Origin of the sequence: Ruminiclostridium cellobioparum DSM 1351 = ATCC 15832 (assembly GCF_000621505.1) — a bacterium.
GTDB lineage: Bacteria > Bacillota > Clostridia > Acetivibrionales > DSM-1351 > Ruminiclostridium > Ruminiclostridium cellobioparum.
Window position 1 is genome coordinate 44,236 of record NZ_KK211294.1, and the last position, 24,058, is coordinate 68,293.

Below are 24,058 nucleotides of genomic sequence, written 5' to 3' on the forward strand. Positions count from 1 at the left end.
GGAGGCTGCATGAAGAGAAACAGGTTCCGTAAGGGAGCAATTACCGTTGAAGCTGCCGTAATTCTTCCGTTTTTTATCATAGGGGTTATGTCCTTCGCTTTCATACTAAAAATATATTACACGCATGAAATCATGCAGAATGCACTGGCGGGAGCATGCCGGCAAATGGGTGTTTATGGCCTTTTGTATTATAAAACAAATGCTGAAGAAGTTATCGGAGGTATTGAAAAGTTCAGCAGTTCAAATACTGTAGAGGATACACTGGGAAATAACTGGCTGGCGTCAAGTATACGTGAGGCCGGGAAGGATGTGACCGACCGTGTGAGAGCACAAGTGGCTCTGATACCTGCTGCGAGGCTGCTTGTGGGAAATCAGCTTGAGGCGTGCTTTAATACGGGAGTTGAAAAGGGACTTCTGGGACTGAACATAGAGGATGGATTTGAGGGATTGGATTTTTCAGAAAGCAGGATGCTGGCCGATGGGAGAAGCATAGACATTTCAGTGGGTTATAAAATGAGGTTTCCTTTCCTGTCCGGACTTCTCCCGGGAGTAAAAATCAGACAGACATCATCGGTTTGCATCTGGGCAGGTGAGGAGGGAGTGGGGGGCAGCGGGGATGAGGAAGAAAATAATAAAAGTGTATGGGATATGACCAATTTAAAACGCGGTCAGGAAATAAGAAAGCTCCAGGGTGCAAATCTGCCCTTTAACTTTCCGACTGTTGCAAAGTATGAGAACGGAACTGTAACCAGCATTAAAAGTCTAAACATCGAGGAAGCTTATTACAAGGATACTGTAAACCTTGAAAAGAAAATAACAAGTTACATAAATAAATTGAAGGAGTTTAACGGTGGGACCTGCGGAGAAGTTTCCATAAGGAGCTCGGATATTTTCCGAAAGGAACTGTTACTTATAATCCCTGAGACAGAGCTTGATTCAAATCAGCAAAGTGTTATTGACAAATGTATCGGTCTGGCTGAAAGCAGGGGAATAACCTTAAAACCTGTTAAAGCCTATGGGAAACAAGGCAGCGGAGGTACAAAAGCTGACACCGGAGAAAGCGGGGAGAAAAAAGCTGAAAATGATTAGGGCAATCGAAAGGAAAATTGCTTTGCCCATGGTTTTGATACTGATAATAGGTTTGGGCACTGAAGTCCGGTTGTTTTTCACTGCCGATGGGAGCCTCAAAGCAATACTTATGGCTGTTCTGCTGGTTATTCAACTTATTGCTGCCATCAGTGACTTGAGCACCGGATTAATACCCTTGTGGCTGGTATTTCCGGCGTTCGTGCTGGGAATGCTGATCATTCTTATCTTTGATGGAAATTCTAGTATGTTGGGGCATATTTTAGGCGGTGTACTGTCATTTTTCATATTTGCTTTCTTTATGGTTTTAACCAGAGGTCAGATTGGAGGTGGTGACCTGCTGCTGTTTGCATTAACCGGTTTCTTTTTGGGTTTTTCCATGATCCCGGGAATTTTGTTTCTCTCAATTATTTTGTCAGGCATGTTTTCAGTATTTCTGATAGTTTTCAAAAAGACCGGCCTGAAAACAGAGATACCTTTTGCACCTTTTATTCTCCTGGCGACAGCTATTTTAAATTTTTAAATGTACTTTTCCTGTGAGGTGTTCCTAATGGACCAAGATTTTGAAAAAGAGTTTGCTTTTGATGTGCTGTTTGAAAATGATTCAATATCCAATTATTTGGTTTTAAGAGTAAAAGATTGCAGCAGTATTTTGAATTACCAGGTGCAAATGCTGCTGAACAATAATATAAACGGTTTACTGAAATTCAATATCAACTATGTGGGAAACGGGTTGAACTGCTTTTATAATGTTACCTCCAAGTGCTCTCTGGCAAATTTCACGTCCAGGAAAAAATTTTCGAGAAATGAGTTTTTAATAATGGCTCTTAATATTATAAATAATATTTGCCGCATTAAAAATTATTTACTCCATGATTGCAATATCCTACTGGATGAAAGGTATATTTTTGTGGAGCCCGAAAGGATTGAGCTTTACTTTGTATATCTCCCGTTTTCAGGAATTAAAAATGATTATAAAACCTTCTTTATAAAGCTCATTGTGGATATGGCCAATTTTTACAGGGAGGACAGTGATAACTATCTGCAAAGGCTTCTTGAGGTAATCAAGAGCGATTTGTTCAATCTCAGCATCCTTAAAGCTCAGCTGGAAATCCTTCTTAAAATTGACATTAAGAATCAGGTTCAGGCTTTGGAAAATTATACTGATGATACAGCGGACCCCGTACGTGAAAAAAGAATGGGGAGAAAGGCGGACAAAAAAATCAATGAGAAAACAGATAAAAAATCCAGGACTGCAGCACAGGCCAGAAATATTAAAATACCTTTATCCAATGAGGAAAACAACAATACTGAAAACTATAAACCCGGAATTATACAGAAAAAAGATATTGAAAAAACCATCAAAGAGGAAACGGGTAAAAAAGTAAACACAGGTTTTATCCTGCTTCAGCCAATATTATTAATAGCATATATCTTTGCAATAACCAGTGGATTTATTGATACCGGTGAAGGTAAAAGCATAACAGCTATTATTGGCTTCGTGATTCTTGCAAGCGTTGACATACTTGTTTTCAGGCTGATAAGGGAGAGGAACGGAAATACGTTTAAAGGCAATGGAACGGAGGTAATAAGCTTTATAGCGGATAAAATGAGGGCCGGAGTTTTTTCTGAAAAAGAGTACCCGGGAAAAGAAGCAATTCCGAGAGCTGAAACGGACACAGTTTCCAAACAGGAGAGCAGTAAAGATAAAATCCCTGAACCTCAAGGTGTTTACAGTGGTGAAACAGAAATAATAAGAAAACCCGGTATCAATGCCGGGGCATATTTAAAGGAAACACAGGGGGAGGCTGTTATTGAATTTGACAAAAGCAGTATTCTGGTAGGCCGCATGGAAGGACTGGTTGATGCCGTGGTCAACAGCAGTGCGGTTGGGAAAATACATGCCGAGATATTATCTGAAGAGGGGATTTATTATCTGGTTGACTGTAATTCGAGGAACGGAACTTTTGTCAATGAAAAAAGACTGGTGCCCAATACAAGGTATAAGGTATTAAACAACGATTTAGTCCGGTTTGCAAACAAGGAGTATCAATTCTTTGCCTCTGCAAAACCTCTGGAGGAGGCAATATGATTCGCTATTCGGCTATGTTTGTTCTGCTGGTATTTTCAATTGTAAGCGATCTGAAAACTTCTAAAATCAAAAATGCTTACGTGCTTATCTCAAGCTTTGCTGGAATTTCAATAAACACTTATAGCAGTGGTGCAGAAGGCTTCTGGCTAAGTGCCGCAGGCATGGTTCTGCCGGTAATCCTGCTCTGGAGTTTCTTTTACCTCAGACTGGTAGGTGCCGGTGATATAAAGCTGTTCAGTGCCATCGGCGCATTGGTGGGATGGAAGGAGGGCTTATGCATTATGGCTTACTCCATTCTTGCCGCGGGGGTGGTGTCCATTGTAAAACTGTCAGGTTCGGGGGAATTCGTAAAAGGCTTTCGTGCACTGGGAACGGAGTTGAAGCTATTTATCTGTGGCAGGGGGAACCATATAATTGACTTGGGCGGAAGCAGCAGGCACATTATAAAGCTGTCTCCGTCTGTCGCGGCGGGGGCGGGTATCCTGCTGCTGATAAAATTCGTATTATAGGATTTACCGGGATATACCGGCAGGTATGATGCTGTTGATAAGCCGGTACTTGTCAGGGAGTATAAATTATATTATCCGCATCCCTGCAAAGCACCATTATATCCTTGAACTTTTCGGCGGCATCTTCGTAACCCTTCTGGTACAGCTTTCTCAGGTTATCGGGATTTTTTTCGAATCTGGATACTTCCACTGGTTGTTTTGGTCTGATTATAAGGGCTTTGTTCTGCTTTTCCAGTTCCTCTGCAAATCCGATACTTTCATTATAGACCAGATGCCTGTTTTTAATGGAATCGACCAGGTTGGGAAATTTCCTCAGTGCAAGCTTGCATAATGGATATAACCTGCTTTTCTTTTTTACGTAGCCCGTATGCCGGGTAAGAACCACAATGTGGATATCAAAGCCGCTGTCAACGGAGTAGCGTATCGGTATGGAATCCGAAGGACCGCCGTCTACAAGTTGTTTTCCGTCAACCTCCACAATAGGTGATACCAACGGGATAGAACTGGAGGCTCTGACATAAATGCCGTCAGTGGCCATATCCCTTATGGGAGTGTACACCGCCCTGCCTGTTGCACAATCGGTGGATACGGCGGTCAGTCTGCATTCGGCATTTTTAAACTTTTCATAATCAAATGGGAGCAGCTTATTAGGTATGTCGTCAAATAAAAAGTCCATATTGAAGATAGAACCCCTGGTAAAAAGGCCTGAAATACTTATATATCGCTTATCTGAGCAGAAGCCGGCATTGATGTCCAGATTTCTTCCCCTCTGTCCCGTGATGTAAGACACCGAATTGCATGCGCCTGCAGATACTCCTATGATGTCCTGAAAAGCCAGTCCCCGATCCAAAAAACAATCCAATACTCCGGAAGTGTATAAGCCTCTCATCCCCCCGCCTTCAAGTATCAAACTTACTTTAGCCATATGATTTAACTCCTTACATGCTGTCAGACTAAAACTTTTGCCATTTTCTTACTGAATTATACCGTAAAATTTATATATATTCAACAATGCTTTATTTTGCATTTTCAGAGATAATTATATTAACAGTATATTTTAAGGTTTGATATATAATGTTTTTGGGCAAATTCTAAAATGTAAAATCATTGTAAACTTTTATCAGGGATGATACTTTTAGATGGCAATAGAGTATATAATGTATTAAAAATCGCAGCTTAGTCGCAGTATTATAGGAGGTTGTAATGCCTACAATTGTTGAAAATTCATATGGAAAATTATTTCAATACACAATGAAAGCAATAAACCCTGTTAAAAAGGTTATAATGACTACGGAATGTAAAGTACATAGAGTCATTAATATTCAAGCACTGGTAATTCTTAAGAGTGATAAGAAATTTGAACAGTTCAAGCTTTTCTCACAATATATAACCGAATTAAACCTTGGTGTCGTTTGGGCCGATCAGGATTTCAAAAGTTCAGGTCATTTTTATAATCCCATAAAAGACAGGGGACTTTACGGAAACACCAATGCTCTCTCCCTGGCAAATAACTATTACTCCTTTGCACTGGGTTACTATGAATCAGGGGATATAAAACGGGCAATGTTTTTTCTTGGAGCAGCAGCCCATCTGGTACAGGACATGACTGTACCGCAGCATGCAAATATCAAGCTTTTGAAGGAACATCACAAATTTGAAAAATTTGTAAGGGATACATTGCTCAGCACACCTGAATATTTAGTCTGCGAAAATGGTTGTTATCTCAAGGACATAAAAGAATTTATACGTCAAAATGCCATTAATGCCATTAAGGCAAACAGCAGGTTGAGCACAATTATTGATGATGAACGACGGTACTATGAGCTGACAAAGATTGTACTGCCTTTAGCCCAAAGAAGTACTGCAGGTTTGTTTTCAATGTTTTACAATGATATACAATCAAGTGAAATACTGTCGAATGAAATACGGTCAATGTGACCAAGCCGGTTTTTTTGCATAAGATTAAACTGTTACAGGCAATTGCATATAAAAAATAAATATATAAATAATCCAACAAATCTTCCGAAAAATTGGACAGGCCTCATCAATTGAGGCCATCACCAAATCATCAAATAAATCAATCGATCCGTATATTTAATAATAATGGGTTTTAGTAACTTAGACATGTACAATTGGTACCTGTTTAATATATAATAAAGAGGATATGGTTGCCTTATATACCAGACAAAGGAAACCGTTGTATTACAGCCCTCAGTATTAGCTTAAAAACATGCCGTATAATGTGCTGCAGCATGTTTCATTCTATAATTTTAAGGAGCAGACAGATGAAATCATACCGCAAGGAACTGTATTTCAATATTCCAAAGCGCAGGGCATATGTAAATATCACTCCGCAGGTTCAGAAGTGTATTGATGAAAGCGGAGTAAAAGAAGGAATGGTATTGGTCAACGCTATGAATATTACGGCCAGTGTGTTTATAAATGATGATGAAGCCGGATTGCATCAGGACTTCGAAAAATGGCTGGAGACACTTGCCCCTGAAAAACCATACAGCCAGTATAACCACAACGGTTTTGAAGATAATGCCGATGCACATCTGAAAAGGCAGATAATGGGCCGTGAAGCTGTTGTTGCGGTTACAAACGGAAAACTTGATTTTGGCACCTGGGAACAGCTTTTTTATGGTGAATTCGACGGTAAAAGAGAGAAAAGGGTTCTTGTGAAAATTATTGGAGAATAAAATACTGAATATCCTGCAGCTTTGTATCTTACATTTATAGTTTCCCTTTAATCAGTAAGCTTTATCTGGAGAAAAGGAGATTATTATGAAAATCTGTGTGATTCACGGAAGCCCCAGAAAGGGCAATACGTACAAGACGACACAAATATTCATGGAACAGTTGAGGAAAAATGCCGAACTTGAAATAGTGGAGTTTTATCTGCCCAGGGCATTACCTTATTTTTGCTGCGGCTGCTGCAACTGTTATGACGAAAGTGCCGACAAATGTCCTCATGCCCAGTATACACAGCCAATTGAGCAGGCCATGAAAGAAGCTGACGGTCTTGTTTTGACTTCACCGGTTTATGTACTTGCAGAGAGCGGTGTTATAAAGTCCTTCATGGATCATTTCGGATATATATACCTGCCCCACAGACCAATGGAAGAGATGTTCTCAAAGGTAGCTATGGTTATTTCCACAACGGCAGGTGCGGGTACCGGAAAAGCTATAAAGGCCGTATCAAGGACTTTGAGGTACTGGGGTGTCAAAAGGATTTACAGTTTGGGACTGACCGTATCTACCAGGAATTGGGAAGATATGAAGGCTGGAAAGCAGATCAAATTGCAAAAGCTTATTGGAAAAAAAGCCGATATGTTTCATAAAGCACTGGTAAATAGAAAAAAGATCCCTGCCACAATATTTATTAAATTTATGTTTATATATATTAAAAAGGTTATGAGGGACTATGAAGACGGTCACACAGATAAAAAATACTGGCTTCAAAAAGGATGGCTGACCGGTCAGAACAAGCCGTTTTAAATCAGAATATCTGGCAAAGCTGAAATCATGAGGTTTCAGCTTTTTGTGTAGCTCCCTCTGCTTAAAATAAACTACCCAAATATATATAATTTATGATATTATTTGGAATATCGACGGTATTAAGTTTAGCAGGAAAAGACCAAGAGGATGATCCGTTTGACATGAAAGCAGGAGAAGACAAATGAGAAAAAGAAATATCATATTAATGGCTATAAAGCCTATCATATTATCGGTCACAATTACGCTGGGTATAAGCGGCTGTTCAGCGGACAGCAAGCTCTACACGGCTTTGGAAACCCCGGCGGCGGCAAATTATGAAGCGGTCAGTTCAAAGGCTGTTTTGGCAGAAACCAATATTGTGGGTGATACAAATACCGGGGTTATTAAGTCCTGGGAGGAATATGAAGCCCAAAAAATTCCTATGATTGCCGCAATACCTGATAAAAACATATTCCTATACGGCAAAAAGGATAATGGAGTAATACTTTATTGTAATAATACCGGGCATTTTTATGACTGGAACTATCTGACTCCGAGATTTATACTTCCCAGAATGGAATTGGCTGATTTTGACGGGGATGGCAGGGAGGAACTGGCTGTAATACTTTATACAGGGTCCGGGACAGGGTATTCGGTTGAAGAGCTGCACATGGTCAAGGTTTCTGAAAAGGACGTGCTTTCTGATGATCCAAAGGATAGAAGCTATCTGGTTCCAAATAAAGAGTATTTTAAGGATTATGTCTTTACAGATTATGTACAGCAGCTGAATAAGCAGGTAAAGCTTAATACGCATAAAAAGGGTAGTTCTCTGCTGGCCGATGTCACTGTCGGAAAAAAAGTAAATTCTTTTGAACTGGCAAATACAGAAGATGATATTGATAACAATAATATTGGTTTTGGAAATATAGTAGGATATGAATTCAAGGATAAAAAAATAATGGCGCGGTTTGCACTGGGTGCTATCAGAAAGTCTTACGCTTCTCCTGATTTTATTGGTGAGATCAACTCTGAAGTTGAATTTGACAGTGGTGTATTTACTTTAAAAAATCTTTCTTTTCAAAAGAATAGTGACAAATAGCAATTATTTTTTAAATAATGGAAGCAGTCTGATTTATATTAACTTTTTGAAAATTTACAGAGGTGATTTATGTTCTATTATCAGGTAGATGACCATATTCAACTGAGAGTCATGGAAAATAAGAATGCCAGAGAACTGTATAAATTGATTGATAATAACCGTTTGTACTTAAGAGAATGGCTGCCATGGGTCGGAGCAACGACAAGTGTGGATGCCATAAAAGATTTTATCAGGTCCTCAAGAAAGCAGTTGGCTGATAATAACGGATTTCAGGCAGGAATATACTATAAAGGTGAAATTGCAGGTTCTATCGGCCTCCATGGTATAGATTGGAGCAATAAAAAAACTACAATAGGCTACTGGCTTGCCGAAGAGTACCAGGGCAAAGGAATAATGACAGAATCCTGCAGAGCAATTATAAATCATGTGATAAAAGACCTGGGTTTAAATCGGGTTGAAATAAGAGCAGCAGAATTTAATAAAAAAAGCAGGGCAGTACCTGAAAGGCTGGGATTTACGCTGGAGGGCTCGGTAAGACAGGCTGAATGGCTGTATGACCACTATGTAAATCATGCTGTTTATGGTATTCTGGCTGAAGAGTGGAATAAAACACATTAAATCATATTTAATCATATTAACAGGAGGAATTCATAGTGGAAGATTGGATACCGGTGGTAGGCTCCCTGGGCTTGGCGTTAATAATAGTAATACCGTTTATAGTAAATAAGGTGATGAAATACAAGCTGGAAATTGCCCGGATAAATGCTGAAACCACATTAAAAGCCGAGCAAATTCGTGCAAACAATCAACTTGAAATTGAGATGCTTGTGAAACAGCAGGAGGGGCAGGCAGGAAGGCTCAGATACCAGGAAGATGCCGATTATGACCAGGCACCCGATAAAATAAGGCGAAGAGTGTAACGTATTTAAAGTTATTTGACAAGTCATTGAGGTGGGAGCATGGAAGGTATTACAAGGGATTGGAATCCCAAGCAGGCAAGACTAAAGGAAATGATTTTAAAACAGGACAAATTCCGTGAAGCAATGGATCTGGCACTTGATATGCATAGTCTTGTACATGCGTCCGAAATGTCGGGAAAGGCTGCTCCGACATATGAGGATGAATTGTGGAAAGGGCTTGACCCGGGAGTATTCGGTTCCCAATATAAGAACAAGGGTTCCACCATAGCCTGGAATTTATGGCATCTGACCAGAATAGAAGATCTGACGGCCAATATTCTCATAGCCGAAAGCAGCCAGGTCTTAAGTTACGGAGCTTGGCTGGATAAAATGAAAGTATCGGTGACTGATACCGGAAATGCAATGAGCGACAGCGAGATTGCTGAATTCAGTGCACAGCTTGATATGCTGGAACTGAGAAATTACAGGATGGCTGTCGGCAGGAAAACCCGTGAAATATTAAAGAATTTGGTGCCCAAAGACATAAAGCGGAAAGTCAGGCCCGAAAGCATCCGAAGGATATGGGAGGAAGGCGGTGTTACCGGGTCGGACCAGTCCAGGTGGCTATTGGACTTTTGGGAAAAAAAGACTGTTGCCGGAATAATACTGATGCCCATAACCCGGCATCAGTTGGTGCACATAAATGACAGCTTAAAGCTTAAAAGTAAGATTCGGGTTTAGGCCGACTTATAGGATAAAATTAAGCATAGATATAGATATGATAAACCAGATAGGAGGCCATTATGGGAGTTATGAGGGAGATTTTCGGACCCAGCAAGAAGGAGATTTGGAAGCAGCTAAGCCTGCAGCTGGAAAACAGTGAGTACATAGAAGGCGGGTTTTTCAAGAGTGACAAAATCATTGCCCGCATAAAAAACTGGATTGTCACACTTGATACATATACTGTTTCAACCGGTCAAGCCACCACCGCATATACCAGAATAAGAGCTCCTTATGTAAATAGGGACGGAATCAGGTTCAAAATAAATAAAAGCGGTATTTTTAGTGAAATGGGTGCCGCCCTGGGAATGCAGGACATTGAGGTCGGAAACCCGGAGTTTGATGAAGCATTTGTTATTAAGGGAAACAACAAGGAGAAAATAAAGGAATTATTCAAGAGTCTGCAGCTTCAAAAGTTAATGTTGATGCAAGCCAGATTTCATCTGGAAGTAAAGGATGACGAGGGGTGGTTTGGAACTGCTTTCCCCGAAGGAGTTGATGAACTGTATTTCTCCATACCCGGCATCTTAAAGGATATTAAGCAATTAAAGGGTCTTTTTGAGATATTTTCTGAGGTGCTGGATCAGTTATGTATTATTGGTTCAGCCTATGACAGCTATCCCGGAGTTGAACTAAAATAAAGGTTAAATACATAAGGCATCCAGTCTTCTGGAGGAACTGTCCCTGGAGTTGGAGCATATAACCGGAAGCGGCGGAAACAGCTCGTTTGATATCTGCGATATAAATGGTTCCAGGGCCGTGTTTGCCATTGCCCGGAACAAATATAAATTTTGCAATTTGAAATAAAATATATGTCAATAATACGGAAAGCAAAAACAACTCCGATATGTTAGAATAATACTCAGAAAAGCATGGGAGGTAATAATCGTGAACACCGAAAAATTCAGCGGTAAGGCAAATATTTATGAAAAATACAGACCCGAGTACCCAAAGGCTTTTATTGACTATTTATACGACAGTGCCGGTTTTAACCGAACAAGTACAATCGCTGACGTGGGTGCAGGCACCGGAATTCTCACCAGACAGCTCCTGGAGAAGGGGAGCAGGGTTTATGGCGTGGAGCCCAACAATGATATGAGAAGGATGGCTGAAACGAAATTAGCCGGATTCAATAATTTTTATTCGGTAGACGGTACGGCGGAAAATACCCGACTGGATGACCGGAGCATTGATTTTGTCACTGTAGCACAGGCCTTCCACTGGTTTGATGCTCTGGCTTTCCAAAAAGAATGCATGAGGATTTTAAAACCTGGGGGATTGGCGGTGCTGGTATGGAACAGCCGGGCTGCCGGGTCGGAACTTGTAATGGAAAATGCTGAAATCTGTAAAAAGTATTGTCCGGATTTCACAGGTTTCTCAGGCGGGATGGAAGAAAAACCCTCCGACTTATCCATTTTTTTTAAAGACGGCTCATATGAAACAAAACAATTTGACAACAAAATTTCATATGATCTGGAGGGCTTCATAGGAAGGAATCTTTCAGCATCCTATGCTCCAAATGAGAAAGAAACCAATTATGTTAAATTTGTAAATGCAATAACGTCGTTATTTGACAGATACAGTGTCAGTGGCAAGGTTGCTGTTCCTAATGTAACAAGATGCTATTCGGGCAAAGTGCAGTGAAGCAGTAAAGGGGTACAAGGGTAATACCGGTTAACAGTCAGGTTCTAAAAGCGGCAGATATTAATTGATATCTGCAATATGCACAAAGAGTGATCTATATGCGTCTTTGGTCCAGGGTAAATTCCAGGAATCAAAGGAATGGGTGGCTATAACAGGCTCATACCTGTCAAGAGCGCTGTTGTGAACCATTCCCACAATAATGGCTGAATGTTTAATCCCTGAACCGGCGGTAAACTCATATTGAATAATATCTCCATAGTTTACATATTCACCGATATCACTTGTATAGGACGAATCCCCAAAAATAACTTTTTGAATTCCCTTGGGGCCGAATTCTTTTTTGTTGTAATTGCCAAGTAAAATTGAATTCAGGCCCCTTGCGGTGCTCCAGGTCCAGGAATAGCTGACGGCTTTTGTATTGGAGGAGGCGCCCTTTCTTATATAGTACCACTGATGGCTTCCTTTGGTATCATTTTCGGCTCCTCCGGCCCTGATACACTGGGAGACGAAATTTGTACAATCTCCGCCATCCCATTGATTTTTACCAAAATTGATATATTCATTTGAATAGTTTTTCCAGTGCTTTTGTGCCCAGTTGAAGGCGTTGTCCCTGCTGTACCCGGTCCTGGATTTTTGCTCCCTCTTGTTTGAGCGCGGCACAATTTGCAATTTTGAAGGGGGGCTGCTTTTGGACCTGCTCAATGAAGCAGACGAAGTTTTCCTTAACTCATTCAAAGAGGATCTAAGCCTGTCCGGTGCTTCAAGACGGCACTGTTCCGAATTACCTCGTCCGGTTTCAAAGTTATCCCGGATAATTTTCCATTGCCCATTTTCCTTGATTACCTGAAGTTCGTGTCTTTCCGATATCATCCCCACAACAGGGTCACCGGAGGAGTTTTCGGCATTCCAATGGACAAATGCCGTCATAAGTGCATTTATTGTCAATGTATTTTGCTCTTCTGCAGTACTGATAATTTTCACGTTGGGAAAAATCTTCTTTATGGCATAATTGTTATTTGCATAGGAAATTAAATAATCCTGCAAGATATGATTCTTAGTGAAAAGCAGATATTTTTCCGCTTCGTCAGCCTGTTTTGAATAATATTTATCCAAAACGTCCACATTCCGGGCCGTTATGGAATTCATCTTTTCACGCAGATATTCTTTTACCGTGGTTTCGGCTGCATGGGAGCCGGCAGGTTTGGCTGCAATATTTACAGTTGCCCCTATTAGCAAAAACAGAATACCGAATGCCGATAGTACTTTTCTTGACATGTGAATCCTCCTGATAAAGCATCGCCTCCCGGGTTTACCGCTCAAGGAAACCAATTTTTTTCAAAATGCGTTACCTCAGGTAAAATTATCTCCAGAGAAATGTTTGTTATGCTGGGTATAAAAGACAAGCATTTTGGAAAATAATAGATAATGGCATATTAAATTTATTTTTTAAATTAGGAGTACTTAATAAAAAATGGATAACACTGATGATTTTAAAATGAAAAATAGCGGAAGTATAATGTTAAAAACTCTGATTATAGTATTGGTCATTACGGTTGCAGTTTTATCGTTCTTCTGCCTGAAGATCAACGATGTAGTAACCATGTACAAGGATAAGTACAACAGCCAGTCCATCTCTGCCATGATGATAATGAAAACCAATCACTCTTTGACGGCAAACAGCAATTCCTATAAAGATCAAAGCCAGAAACTCAATAAAGAGAACAGTGAATTAAAAAAGCAGAATGAAAAAATTAAAAAAGAGCTGGATGCCTTAAAACAAAAAAATCAGCAGCTTGAAGTGCTGCAAAAGGAATTGGCCGGTGATAATCTGGAATTGCAGAAATCTTTGAAAAAGGCGGCTTCAGTAGGTGTAACCCCTCAATCTTACACGATTTATAAAGGGGGGACTCTTGAAACCAACACAAAGGGGAAATATCTCGGCAAGTTCCTGGGAACAGCTTATACTCCCTCAAGTGAGGAATGCGGAAACGACAAAGGTATAACCAGTTCAGGACTGCCAATTGTTCCCGGAGTGTCAATAGCGGTGGACAGAAAACACTGGCCCTATGGTACGGTATTTTATATAAAAGGCCTTGGGTATACGGTTGCCATGGATACGGGAAGTGCCATAAAAGGCAAAAAGAGGTTTGATTTTGCAGTTCTTGATAAGAAATTTGCATACGAGCTGGGCGAGGAGTATTACGATGTTTATTTAGTGAAGCTTGGAAATGGGAAGATTGATGAATCTATTATGTCATAATCCGATATAACATACGCATATAATAAAATATAAATAAATTTAAACCAAAATGAGGAAATATTGACCAAAATGAGATTTTAGTGTATAATGACAGTATAAATTTAACTTAATATTTTTTAATCGCTGAGTTACGGCACTTTTGCCGTGAGCGGGGGAACCATATATTGGGGTGAATCCTGAATTTTCAGGTAGGGTTAGTCTCGACCAATCCGAATCCGTCAGCTAACTTCGTAAGCGTTGGGGAGAAAGTGAATCATATTAATTATGCTTCTTATCCAATGCTACAGTGTATACTGTAGTTTTTTTATTTAATCGGGGAAGTTTGCAAGAGTGGCTTGCCACATTTGTTCTTTCATTCATTTGGAACATATTCAATTCATTTTCTTCAGTTAAATTTAATCATTTCTATCAACCACTATATTTCGGGGAGGGGTCTGTTTATGATTAAAGTTTGCATCTCAGGACTGGGCCGCACAGGAAAAGAGATAGCCAAGGCAGTGTTGGATCAGGAGGATATTCAACTGGTATCAGTTATCTGCAGTCCGTCGAGCAAAACAAAAAATATGGATTTGGGAAGGGTTCTGGGTATTGATAATACCGGTATAATCATCAGAAGCTCTGATAATTTGGAAGAAATCATATTCAGAAATAAACCTGATGTTGTCATTGATTTTTCCAATCCAAAGTCTGCGTTGAAAAACGCATTGATATTTTCAAAGTACAGAGTAAATATCGTTATCGGCACCACTGGCTTTACGCCTTATGAACTCAAAAAGATTTTTATATTGACCAGAAAATATAAAAACGGGATAGTATACGCACCAAATATAACCCTGGGCGTCAATGTAATGATGCTGCTGACCAATTTGACGGCAAGCCTTTTAAACGGCTATGATTTTCAGATTACAGAAGTACACCATAAAAACAAATTGGATTCGCCTTCGGGAACTGCAAAAAAAATTGCCCTTGAAATACAGGGAGGACTTAAAAATACAGGTATGCCAATGCCTGCGTCAGAAATCCCCATCAACTCTGTCAGAGCGGGAGGGGTTATAGGCAGGCACGAGGTGATGATAGTGGGGGAAGAAGATAAAATAGAAATCAGCCATGAATCATTTTCCAGAAAAGCCTTTGCACAGGGCGCTCTGAAGGCGGCAAAATTTGTACACAAAAAATCGGGTTACTTTGAAATGAGAGATGTGCTTGATCTGGAGAAGGTACTTAAAACATATATTGAAAACAATGACAGGTCAAGAAGAAGGAATCCGGAATTAAAGCAAAAATCTGTCTGATATATGGCTTGTGTCGTGCAAGCCTTCCTGTAGAAAATGGGACCCCTTATTTTGAAGGGTGTCCCATTTTCCTTGCTATTTTTATGATTAATTTAATAATATTATAAAACAGAAGTACAAATTCTATAACAATCAATATTGTCACTATTAATACCAAATCCCGGTTTTCATCCAGAATGGTCTTTATCTTTGTCTTGTAATCCTGTTCAGGCACAATCTCCTTGTCGGAATAGAGATCTACATCAATTTCGGTTCCATCTTCCAGAATGTATTTCAGCACACCTGCAACAGTGTCGGTTTTTATGGGTAATTCGAGCTTTTCATTCTTTGTAAAGCTAATGTCCTTTATATAGCTCTGGCCAACGGGATATGTGTAATAGACATCTATTTTACTGATCAGGTTCACGTCAACATTCTGCACCGCAATAGTTCTTAAGGGGGTGTCTTTTGAAACCAGGATCCCATTATAATAGTTGGTAAATCCATAGTCAAAAAGCTGAGTGGTCTGTGAGAGGGTACTTTCCTCATCCTTGTCAAATACCACTGCTACAAGCCTGCGCCCATCCCTTGTGGCCGTTGTAACAGATATGACTCCCTGCTTGGGATTTGTGCCGATCTTGCCGCCGTCAACACCGTTATAACTCCAGAACAATTTGTTTTGATTTGTCAAAACAGAGGAATCTTTTCCGTTGATCCATGCAATCCCTCTTGAACCGAAAACAGAGTTGAAAACCGGATTTGCAATGGCTGATTTAATCAATTTGGCAATATCCCTCACAGAGGTAAACTGCTTTTCATCATACAAACCTGTGGGATTGACAAAATAAGTGTCGTTAAGCATGAGTTTTTTAGCTGTTTCATTCATATAGCCCACAAACTTGTTAACATCACCGTCACCTACATATTCAGCCAAAGCGATGGCGGCATCATTTCCCGGTGACAGCATGATTCCATACAGCAGGTCTTCAACCGTATACAGATTTCCCACCGTAAGGTTCAGTGACGCCCCGTTAATTCCGGCAGCATTCTTACTGATGGTCACCTTGGAATTTAACTGTGTCTTATCCATTGTTATCAGTGCCGTCATAAGCTTGCACATTATTGATGGTGATAAAACCTTGTCCGCATCCTTTTCAAATAAAATCTGCCCTCTCATGGTATCCATGAGAATTGCCGAGCTGGCAGTCAGCTCCTCGTCCGGCGTCCACGCCAGGACAGGAATACTGTTTAAAATTATTGATGACAAAAGTATTATAAATAAAACAAGTTTGTGATGTAATTTCCTCATTTAACTTTTAATCCTCATTTGTTATTTAAGTTTTCTTATGTAAAAGGCTTCTAATTATAATGATAGATTATTAACTATGTTTTCACAAGGTAGAAATGTATTAAAAATCATTAAATTAACATTACAAAATTTTGTAAGCCGGTACGTATGTATATAAAAATCAGTTAATTACCATAATACTCTTAAAAAGTATAAAAAATCTATACAGATAGAGGGAAAAAGATTGGGTTTCTTAAATTATCTGATTTTCAGGGAAAATTATAAAAGGGAAGAATTTGTTCTCAGGGAAAATAAAAGACGGGAATGTGAAACTGCCCTCAATGCGGAATCTCTTGATGTTTTCGGGAAGAAGGAGCTTGAGGAGGAATTCAGGGATTGCACTGCCGGGGATGAAATATTAAAAAAGAAAATATCAAAAGACCTGGAATTAAACATTCAGGTTGTAAAGAGGATCTACAAAATACCCGACAACAGCGACCTTGTTACCAGGAAATTCAACATTACCGTAAAGGATAAGGTTTTAAAGGGATTTATAGTTTTCATAGACGGTATGACCGACAGAGCAAGCATAAGCAATAATATACTTCAGCCTCTTATGCTGCTCTCAAATCTGGATATCAGGGAAAATATCCATGACATCGGAGAGTTTATATATAACAGGCTGCTTCCGTTCAATCAAATAAAAAAAGTCTGTGATTTTAAGGAAATAACCGAAAGTGTCAATTTCGGAGGCTGTGCGGTTTTCGTAGACGGCTTGGAATACGCATTTGCGGCTGATGTCAAATCGTGGGAACACAGGGGCGTGGACACTCCAAGATCGGAAACGGTTATCAGGGGCTCCCAGGAGGCCTTTAATGAACAGCTGAGGGCCAATACTGCCCTTATCAGGAAAATACTAAAGGACAAGGATCTGATGATTGAGTCCACAACCATAGGAAAGCGGAGCAATACACCCTGTGCTGTAATGTATATACGTGACATTGCAAATGACTCGCTGGTGAACGAAGTTTTAAAAAGGGTAAAGAGCATTAATGTTGATTATATTTTTGATACCGGTGAACTGGAGCAGCTGATAGAAGACAATACCTTTGTGGCTGCACCTCAGATCATTGCCACCGAAAGGCCAGACAGGGTGGCAACCATGCTTTCCCAGGGAAATATAGCAGTTATCCTGGACGGCAGCCCCTATGTTCTTGTAATGCCTGCCACAGTGACGGAATTCCTTCATACGTCTGAAGATACCAACATCAGATACCCCTATGTAAATTTTATAAGGGTTATAAGGATCATTGGTGTTGTAATTGCACTGCTTTTACCGGGGCTGTATATTGCCGTCACCAATTTTCACCAGGAAATGATACCTACAAATTTGTTGTTTGCAATTGAGGCTTCCAGGGAAAATGTCCCCTTTCCGTCGGTGGTTGAAATACTGATAATGGAATTTTCCTTTGAACTGATAAGAGAGGCGGGAATCAGGGTTCCGGGAGCCATTGGCTCCACCATAGGAATAGTCGGCGGCCTGATTTTGGGACAGGCAGCTGTAGCTGCAAATCTGGTTAGCCCCATTATGATAATAATTGTTGCTATTACAGCACTTGGTTCCTTTTCCATACCAAGCTTCTCCATGTCCTTTTCAATCAGGCTTATACGGTTTGCCTATATTATTCTCGGAGCAACCGCCGGTTTTTTGGGCATAGCTCTGGGTCTTACAATAAATGCCCTGATGCTTGCTGCCTCAAAGTCCTTCGGTGTACCGTTCCTGGCTCCTTTTGGCCCGGTGACCAAAGAAAAGTATTCAGACAAGCTGTCCAGAAAGCCCATCTGGAAACAGGAATACAGGCCCGATTACCTGAATCCGAAGGATATTAAGAGCCAGTCAAAAATAAGCAGAAGCTGGGCTGTTAAAAATGATAAGTCAGAGGGTGAGGATGATGAAGACTAGAATGACTTTTGGCTCCTGGGAAGCAATAACGGTATTGGTAAATTCGATATTTGTCCAGGTGTTCCTGTCATTTCCAAGGGATATGGCCGCTTACGGCGGCAGCGCCGGATGGATGGTATCCCTGGTAATAACGGTAGTCGTACTGATTTATTTTTCAATTTCATCAGCTTTATATGAGAATATAGGCAGTCTGGATCTGCTGGACATAAGTGAAAGAGTTGGCGGAAGAGTACTGAAGATTATCGTTGGATTTTTAATTACAGCTTTTTTGTTTTTTGAACTCACCGCGTTCTTGGGAGGTTTTTCCCAGGTGCTGAAAATGATTTCACTGGATAAATCTCCTCTGGGTTTTGTTGAGATTCTTTTCCTCATTGGAATCATAGCATGTGCCTACTTTGGAATTGAAGCTGTGGTGAGAATTAACGCCTTTTTGCTTCCTGTGGTTATAGCAGGTTTTTTATTGATAACGGCAGGTGTCATACCCCAGATGGACATAAATAATATTTTCCCTGTGATGGGGGAGGGTTATGGCTCCATAGCCATGGGAAGCCTGTATAAGCTTTCGGCATATTCGTCCATTATAATATTGTTTTTTATGATACCTTTTTTTAAAAAGAAATATATAAAAAGGGTGGGTTATATGTCCATTTTAATTTCGGGATTTCTCCTGCTATGGGCAACCCTGTCCTTTTTACTGCTTTATCCATACCAGATTGCCGTTGATAATAAAATACCTGTTTTTCAGATGGCAAAACATATTGAATTCGGAAGTTTCCTGCAGAGGATCGAATCTGTATTCGTACTGATTTGCTCAATATCGTCCTTACTATACCTGGGAGTTGTTTTCACTTTTATTCTTCACATAATGCAAAAAGCTCTCGGCTTAAAAAAATCAAAACCCATTATTCTTCCGATGGCTGTCATTTCATTGACTGTGTCCGACATACTCAAAAGGATGGATGCAGATATGGTAAACTCAAAGGCAGCAAATATGATATGGCTGACTGGACTGGTTCTGCCGCTGATCATTATAATTTTCGGAGCCTGTAAAAAAGTGGGAAAGAAGTCGGCGGAAGGAGGCGGGGAGATTGACTAAAACCAAAAGATTTACAGCAGCCCTTTTATGCCTGTTTTTCTGTTCGGGGGTTCTGGCCGGCTGCTACGATAACAGGGAAATAGAAGATCTGGCTTATGTGATAGCAATCGGGATAGATGAAGCAGAGGGAAACAGCTTCGACCTGACCTTTCAGACGGCTGTGCCGCAGGCAATCACAGGAGGGGGCGGTGAAGGCACCGATATTACCTCTTATAGGACGGATAATTTCCTTTCCGGTTTAAAAAAAGCCGGCCAATATCTCAGCAGGACAATCAATCTGTCCCATACAAAGATCATTGTGGTATCCGAAGCAATTGCCCAGAAAGGTATTACTGCCTTTGTTAACGGGTTACAGCAGGGTTTGCAGATCAGGCAGGATATAAATATTATTGTGGCAGCCCAGGGAGCAAAAAAATATCTGGAGTCCATACAGCCAAAGCTCTCATCAAATCCTTCCAGATATTATGAACTGCTCTTCAAGTCCTATGAATCAGATTTTCTTGTGCCCCAGGCCCAACTTGAGGATTATCTGTACAGGGCAAAGAATCAGGGGGCTCAACCCCTGGCCATTTATACCACTGTAGATAAGAACATAGTGGAAACTAAAAAGCCCGAAGGCGGAGGAGATGACGGGAAAAAGGAAGAAGGCGGTGAGAAGAAATCCGGAGGCGGTTCCGGAAAGGAGGGAGGCGGTCAGGAACAGCAGAGAATGTCTCTGGATGGGCTTGCGGTTTTTAAGTTTGATAAAATGGTTGGAAGACTTAATGCAAGGGAAGCTTCGGTATTCGCACTTATGACCGGAAAAAACAACATTAATTTTGACATTGTTGACCCGCTGGACAGCAGGTTTAAGGTGTTGAGCATTTTAAAAAAAGAGAAGACCTCCTCAACAAATATTACTTTCAAAGACGGGAAACCCTTGATTAGCATAGATCTCATAATGGATATCAATGTCCAGTCGGTTCAAAGTGATTATGATTATGATGAACCTGGAAATGCAGGTGTATTGAATAGAGCGTATAAAGAGTTGCTTGAAAAGGAAGTCCGGAATCTGCTTCAAAAAGTGACCTGCCAATTCAAGTCGGATATATTCGGATACGGGGAACTGGCAAAGCGGAATTTTGTCACCATTGACAAATGGGAAAAAGCCAGGTGGCCGGAGGTGTTTCCAGAGGCCAGGTATAATCTGAAGCTGTCTACCGAAGTAATAAGGCACGGACAATAAATGCTAAAGTATATATTACTTGGCAGATGAGATTGTAAAGGATATTAAAGAAAGGATTTTATATTCTGAGATGGAGAATAACATTGTATTTAATGTTGTGCTGATGCTGGCGGCAGTTTGGATAAGTATTTATACCTTTAGCTTCGGTGTCTGGACCTGGAAGAAAAAAAATAAATTCGGGGCTTTTATTGTCATGCTTATTGCGCTTGTTACAACAGTGCTGCCGTTCATATATCTGTTTTTATAAGCTTTCAATGCACATATTGACAAATGGGAGGTTAAAAGCATTGATTTGTTGTCAATAATTTATATGTATATCCAACATACATTTTTTGTAAGGCCGTGATAAGCCTCCTATGCGCTTGTCATGGCTTTACTTTTGATGGAATGCAATGGTAAAATAAATTCAGAAGCTTAATGTGTGTATTCAAAGAAGGGGTGCTGGTACTGGCATATGTACAGGATTGAAAAGTTTTTTATGCCACTGGGCATGATTGGAGTAATATTTTATTTCACCCACATATTTTTGGGACAAATACTATGGTCCGAGTATAACCCGGTAACCATGGACATAAGCTCACTAACTGCTGTGGGTGCTCCTAATGCCGGGCTGCTCCGTATTTTTACCTTATTCTATGGTATATTTACCATTCTTTTTGCCATTGGTTTGATAATAAAGGCTTTCAGGAAATACGGCATACTTGTGAAAACAGGGTACATAGTTTTATTTATAATGGAATTTACCAGCCTGCTGGGATATGCCATGTTCCCACTGACAGGGGACAAAACCGAAATGAACTTTCAAAACATGATGCACATAGTGGTTACGGCGGTTGTGGTATTTACAACCATTGCATCGGGTTATTTGCTGTCTATAGGCTACATAAGGCAGGATAAGCTCAGAGGTCTTGGCAGATTTATTCTGGTAATATCCATACTTATAACTTTGTTTGGTTTTTCAAATCCGGTAGGAATGGGCTTGAAACTGGATATACTGGGACTTACCGAAAGAATGGTCATTTTCTCGCTGCAATTGATGATGTTTGTCATATCGGCATATTATACATTTAGTAAAAGTGAAAGCCGATAATCAAGGGCTGCCTGAAACAATTATCCAATTAACCAATTAATTTGTTTGAGTGCTTAAATTGAAATGCATCAGGGAGAGCAATGAGTGAAAATAATATAGGCGAAAATAAATTATGGAGATATTACGACGTATTAAAATTTCTGACCCTTATAAATGGGGAGCTTTATTTTGCCAGAGCGGATAAATTCAAGGATAAATATGAAGGGGCAATACCAAAACAGAATTATCTCCATTTTGCTGAACTGTATAATAGTTCGGTGCATGGCAGCAATGAAATTAGCCATGGAAGAAATTGTGAAGGAAATCATTATAGAAATGATGTCAGGAAAGAGTTCCTGGAAAAGTTCAGCGAACGAAAGAGAAAGGCAGCTATCAGCTGCTGGCATTTGAACGACAGTGAATCTGCCGCCATGTGGGAGGTTTATTCCAGAGCCGGTCAGGGGATTGCCGTGTGCACTACCCTGGAAAAGCTCAAAAGGGTAAAAAAGCCCGATGGATACGAAATGGAAATGTTCAAAGTAGACTATATTGATTTTAATGAAACATTTGACGAGGGTTATATAAATTATGAGCTGCTTCCTTTTAAAAATAAACGGAAGGAGTTTGAATATGAGCATGAATTCAGAATAATGCTTTACAAAAGAAATAAGGCAGCCGAACTCGTCTATCTTCCGGAGGAAGGTATCAAGCTCGGCATAAATACGGCTGAATTGATTGACGGAATAATTGCGTCTCCTGATATGGCCGAATATGAAGTTTCAGAAATACAAAAGATTCTGGATATGATAAATAAACTCAACGGCACGGGATTTACAATAAAAAGATCCGGGCTGTATGAAAATCTGCATTATTAAAGGAGATATTTTGAAGAGGCGGATAATTTACTTCAGTTTGTCGGGGTTATGTTTTATAATATGTTATATTATAGTGAGAAGTTTCAGCGGAAATCCCGTTATCCGTGGTTTTCTGGGAGATATCGTCATTGTTCTTGTGATATATAATTTCCTCAAGGGTATAAGGGATTTCAACTCTATAAAGCTGGTTTTATTCACGCTGGCGCTGTCATATACCACAGAATTTCTCCAGTATCTTCAAATAACTAAATACCTGGGCCTGGAGAATAACCTGGCCGCCCAGCTGATAATCGGTTCGGTCTTTGATCCCCTTGATCTGCTGGCTTATACCATCGGAGGGGTTATGGCATATCTGGCGGATAAGCTGATAGGATTTTATTTATTCAGGTAAACTCCTAAAGTATATGTGATTGCCGTCCGGATCACAAAAATGCATGTTTTTTGCCCCCCAGGGCTGTAGTTTTGGAGCGTCGATAATATGCACACCCAGTTTTAAAAGTCTTTCATATTCGGCATCAACATCATCCACTGTGAAAGCTAGGCTTATATTTTGGTTTTGATTGTTTTTAACTGCTCCATTATTGTAAACGGTCAGGGTCGTGCCTTTGGTGATGATGTACTGATGTATTTCGTCACTGCAATCAAAAGAAATGTTCAGTATTTTTCTATAAAACTCTGCAATCTTAATAACATCGTTTGTTTCTATGCAAACTTCTCCAAGCCTCATTTTTCTCTTCCTTTTCCTGTTTATTTTAATTGACACAGGATTTAATAAACCGGAATAATTCATCATTTCCTATCACTGTGTTAAAGCATATCAAATCAATATAATATGATTTTACAGCTTTATGCAATGAAATGGAATAACAATGATAAACAGAGAGCGTGGATTAATAATTGTTTATAAATCTTTTTTCGTACCACCTCTGGTAAAGGTAGATTATTGGAACAAGAGATACTATTATGAGGAAAAGTCCCAGATTACTCATTGTCCCCATTTTATAGAACCCCAGCTTTTCAAATATAAAAGGACTTATGACAAATGCCTGGAACGCGTCTGCGGCGATATTTGCTGCAAAAAACAGAACAGCTCTGGAGTAGGTAAAATAAAACAAATAGATTGTTATTACAGGGGATAAGCCATAATTAAAAGCGGATACATTTGTAAGGAAGGGCAGGTTGTTTGATATTGTCCACCAATTCATAACCTCTGCTATCTGCCAATAAATAGAGGTTAACAGTAGCGTGAAAAAAGCAACCGATAGAAATGGCTTAACCCGCTTTATATCCAAAGGTATGAGCAAAAACCAGGGTACAATCAATGTAGCCCACAAAATTAGCTGAACCATAATAATAACTCCTTAAAGACTCTTTATATGTTATCATTATTATTACAAATAATTATAAAGTATATACTAATAT

Annotated in this window: 27 protein-coding genes and 1 riboswitch; of the genes, 22 read left to right on the forward strand and 5 right to left on the reverse strand. The window is 39.9% G+C overall.

All coding sequences use genetic code 11. From position 1 onward, the window contains the following. Nucleotides 1–9 precede the first annotated feature (9 nt). The 4 genes from T344_RS0124665 to T344_RS0124680 are packed head-to-tail and all read left to right on the forward strand — an operon-like array spanning nt 10 to nt 3,687. Entirely contained in the window at nt 10–1,089 is a 1,080-nt protein-coding gene (locus T344_RS0124665) for an endonuclease toxin domain-containing protein (protein WP_027630920.1), read from the forward strand. Next, nucleotides 1,082–1,609: a prepilin peptidase gene (locus T344_RS29260; RefSeq protein ID WP_051572248.1), complete on the forward strand. Its 528-nt coding sequence runs from the start codon at nt 1,082–1,084 to the stop codon at nt 1,607–1,609. Before T344_RS0124665 ends, T344_RS29260 begins: the two co-directional genes overlap by 8 nt. A gap of 27 nt (nt 1,610–1,636) precedes the next feature. Continuing rightward, nucleotides 1,637–3,178, forward strand: a complete 1,542-nt coding sequence (locus tag T344_RS29265; protein WP_051572250.1) for a DUF6382 domain-containing protein — start codon at nt 1,637–1,639, stop codon at nt 3,176–3,178. Further along, entirely contained in the window at nt 3,175–3,687 is a 513-nt protein-coding gene (locus T344_RS0124680; protein WP_027630921.1) for an A24 family peptidase, read from the forward strand. The genes T344_RS29265 and T344_RS0124680 overlap by 4 nt, the downstream gene beginning before the upstream one ends. Nucleotides 3,688–3,739: 52 nt before the next feature. Here T344_RS0124680 and T344_RS0124685 read toward each other — a convergent pair whose 3' ends face one another. Then, nucleotides 3,740–4,612: a patatin-like phospholipase family protein gene (locus tag T344_RS0124685; RefSeq protein WP_027630922.1), complete on the reverse strand. Its 873-nt coding sequence runs from the start codon at nt 4,610–4,612 to the stop codon at nt 3,740–3,742. A 278-nt stretch (nt 4,613–4,890) separates the two neighbouring features. Between T344_RS0124685 and T344_RS0124690 the strand changes: the two genes are divergently transcribed. The 9 genes from T344_RS0124690 to T344_RS0124735 all read left to right on the forward strand — a co-directional run bounded on the left by T344_RS0124690 (nt 4,891) and on the right by T344_RS0124735 (nt 11,589). Next, the gene (locus tag T344_RS0124690; RefSeq protein WP_027630923.1) at nt 4,891–5,625 is read left to right on the forward strand and encodes a zinc dependent phospholipase C family protein; all 735 of its coding nucleotides are present in this window, start codon (nt 4,891–4,893) and stop codon (nt 5,623–5,625) included. A 347-nt stretch (nt 5,626–5,972) separates the two neighbouring features. Further along, nucleotides 5,973–6,389, forward strand: coding sequence for a secondary thiamine-phosphate synthase enzyme YjbQ (locus T344_RS0124695; RefSeq protein WP_027630924.1), 417 nt, complete (start codon nt 5,973–5,975; stop codon nt 6,387–6,389). A gap of 85 nt (nt 6,390–6,474) precedes the next feature. Further along, on the forward strand, nt 6,475–7,188 hold the full coding sequence (locus tag T344_RS0124700) for a flavodoxin family protein (protein WP_027630925.1): 714 nt from the start codon (nt 6,475–6,477) through the stop codon (nt 7,186–7,188). A gap of 181 nt (nt 7,189–7,369) precedes the next feature. Beyond that, entirely contained in the window at nt 7,370–8,266 is an 897-nt protein-coding gene (locus T344_RS0124705) for a hypothetical protein (protein WP_027630926.1), read from the forward strand. 69 nt (nt 8,267–8,335) lie between these two features. Further along, nucleotides 8,336–8,884 carry a GNAT family N-acetyltransferase gene (locus T344_RS0124710; protein ID WP_027630927.1) on the forward strand — a complete coding sequence of 183 codons (549 nt, stop codon included), beginning with the start codon at nt 8,336–8,338 and terminating at the stop codon, nt 8,882–8,884. 35 nt (nt 8,885–8,919) lie between these two features. Beyond that, nucleotides 8,920–9,186: a hypothetical protein gene (locus T344_RS0124715; protein ID WP_027630928.1), complete on the forward strand. Its 267-nt coding sequence runs from the start codon at nt 8,920–8,922 to the stop codon at nt 9,184–9,186. A 39-nt stretch (nt 9,187–9,225) separates the two neighbouring features. Beyond that, nucleotides 9,226–9,906, forward strand: a complete 681-nt coding sequence (locus tag T344_RS0124720; protein WP_027630929.1) for a DinB family protein — start codon at nt 9,226–9,228, stop codon at nt 9,904–9,906. Between the two features lie 62 nt (nt 9,907–9,968). Continuing rightward, the gene (locus T344_RS0124725; RefSeq protein ID WP_027630930.1) at nt 9,969–10,586 is read left to right on the forward strand and encodes a hypothetical protein; all 618 of its coding nucleotides are present in this window, start codon (nt 9,969–9,971) and stop codon (nt 10,584–10,586) included. A 247-nt stretch (nt 10,587–10,833) separates the two neighbouring features. After that, nucleotides 10,834–11,589 (forward strand): class I SAM-dependent methyltransferase, encoded by a 756-nt coding sequence (locus T344_RS0124735; protein ID WP_027630931.1) that lies wholly within the window; start codon nt 10,834–10,836, stop codon nt 11,587–11,589. A gap of 60 nt (nt 11,590–11,649) precedes the next feature. Here the strand turns inward: T344_RS0124735 and T344_RS0124740 are convergent, their stop codons facing one another. Then, nucleotides 11,650–12,864 carry an amidase domain-containing protein gene (locus T344_RS0124740; protein WP_027630932.1) on the reverse strand — a complete coding sequence of 405 codons (1,215 nt, stop codon included), beginning with the start codon at nt 12,862–12,864 and terminating at the stop codon, nt 11,650–11,652. A 196-nt stretch (nt 12,865–13,060) separates the two neighbouring features. On the opposite strand from T344_RS0124740, the gene T344_RS0124745 reads away from it, so the two are divergent. Both T344_RS0124745 and dapB read left to right on the forward strand, forming a co-directional pair. Further along, the gene (locus tag T344_RS0124745; protein ID WP_027630933.1) at nt 13,061–13,849 is read left to right on the forward strand and encodes a 3D domain-containing protein; all 789 of its coding nucleotides are present in this window, start codon (nt 13,061–13,063) and stop codon (nt 13,847–13,849) included. A gap of 111 nt (nt 13,850–13,960) precedes the next feature. After that, nucleotides 13,961–14,101: riboswitch (cyclic di-AMP (ydaO/yuaA leader) on the forward strand. Nucleotides 14,102–14,289: 188 nt separating this feature from the next. Then, nucleotides 14,290–15,141, forward strand: a complete 852-nt coding sequence (gene dapB, locus T344_RS0124750) for a 4-hydroxy-tetrahydrodipicolinate reductase (RefSeq protein WP_034863103.1) — start codon at nt 14,290–14,292, stop codon at nt 15,139–15,141. Between the two features lie 46 nt (nt 15,142–15,187). On the opposite strand, the gene T344_RS0124755 is transcribed toward dapB, so the two are convergent. Further along, nucleotides 15,188–16,429, reverse strand: a complete 1,242-nt coding sequence (locus T344_RS0124755) for a D-alanyl-D-alanine carboxypeptidase family protein (protein WP_027630935.1) — start codon at nt 16,427–16,429, stop codon at nt 15,188–15,190. Between the two features lie 223 nt (nt 16,430–16,652). On the opposite strand from T344_RS0124755, the gene T344_RS0124760 reads away from it, so the two are divergent. From T344_RS0124760 to T344_RS0124790, 7 genes are all read left to right on the forward strand, one after another. Beyond that, nucleotides 16,653–18,371, forward strand: coding sequence for a spore germination protein (locus T344_RS0124760; protein WP_027630936.1), 1,719 nt, complete (start codon nt 16,653–16,655; stop codon nt 18,369–18,371). Further along, nucleotides 18,358–19,467, forward strand: a complete 1,110-nt coding sequence (locus tag T344_RS0124765) for a GerAB/ArcD/ProY family transporter (protein WP_051572252.1) — start codon at nt 18,358–18,360, stop codon at nt 19,465–19,467. Before T344_RS0124760 ends, T344_RS0124765 begins: the two co-directional genes overlap by 14 nt. Then, the gene (locus T344_RS0124770) at nt 19,460–20,692 is read left to right on the forward strand and encodes a Ger(x)C family spore germination protein (protein WP_027630938.1); all 1,233 of its coding nucleotides are present in this window, start codon (nt 19,460–19,462) and stop codon (nt 20,690–20,692) included. Before T344_RS0124765 ends, T344_RS0124770 begins: the two co-directional genes overlap by 8 nt. 70 nt (nt 20,693–20,762) lie before the next feature. Further along, nucleotides 20,763–20,939, forward strand: coding sequence for a hypothetical protein (locus T344_RS29270; RefSeq protein WP_004623240.1), 177 nt, complete (start codon nt 20,763–20,765; stop codon nt 20,937–20,939). A 207-nt stretch (nt 20,940–21,146) separates the two neighbouring features. Then, a complete protein-coding gene (locus tag T344_RS0124780) occupies nt 21,147–21,782 on the forward strand; it encodes a DUF998 domain-containing protein (RefSeq protein WP_027630939.1) in 636 nt (211 codons plus the stop codon). An 80-nt stretch (nt 21,783–21,862) separates the two neighbouring features. Further along, nucleotides 21,863–22,636, forward strand: coding sequence for a DUF2971 domain-containing protein (locus T344_RS0124785; protein WP_034863114.1), 774 nt, complete (start codon nt 21,863–21,865; stop codon nt 22,634–22,636). 10 nt (nt 22,637–22,646) lie between these two features. After that, nucleotides 22,647–23,027 (forward strand): ribosomal maturation YjgA family protein, encoded by a 381-nt coding sequence (locus T344_RS0124790; protein WP_027630941.1) that lies wholly within the window; start codon nt 22,647–22,649, stop codon nt 23,025–23,027. Here T344_RS0124790 and T344_RS0124795 read toward each other — a convergent pair. Together T344_RS0124795 and T344_RS0124800 are read right to left on the reverse strand one after the other, a co-directional pair. Further along, a complete protein-coding gene (locus T344_RS0124795; protein ID WP_027630942.1) occupies nt 23,016–23,363 on the reverse strand; it encodes a VOC family protein in 348 nt (115 codons plus the stop codon). The two genes, T344_RS0124790 and T344_RS0124795, sit on opposite strands and share 12 nt — an antisense overlap. Before the next feature lie 163 nt (nt 23,364–23,526). After that, nucleotides 23,527–23,985, reverse strand: a complete 459-nt coding sequence (locus tag T344_RS0124800) for a hypothetical protein (RefSeq protein WP_027630943.1) — start codon at nt 23,983–23,985, stop codon at nt 23,527–23,529. Nucleotides 23,986–24,058: the final 73 nt, after the last annotated feature.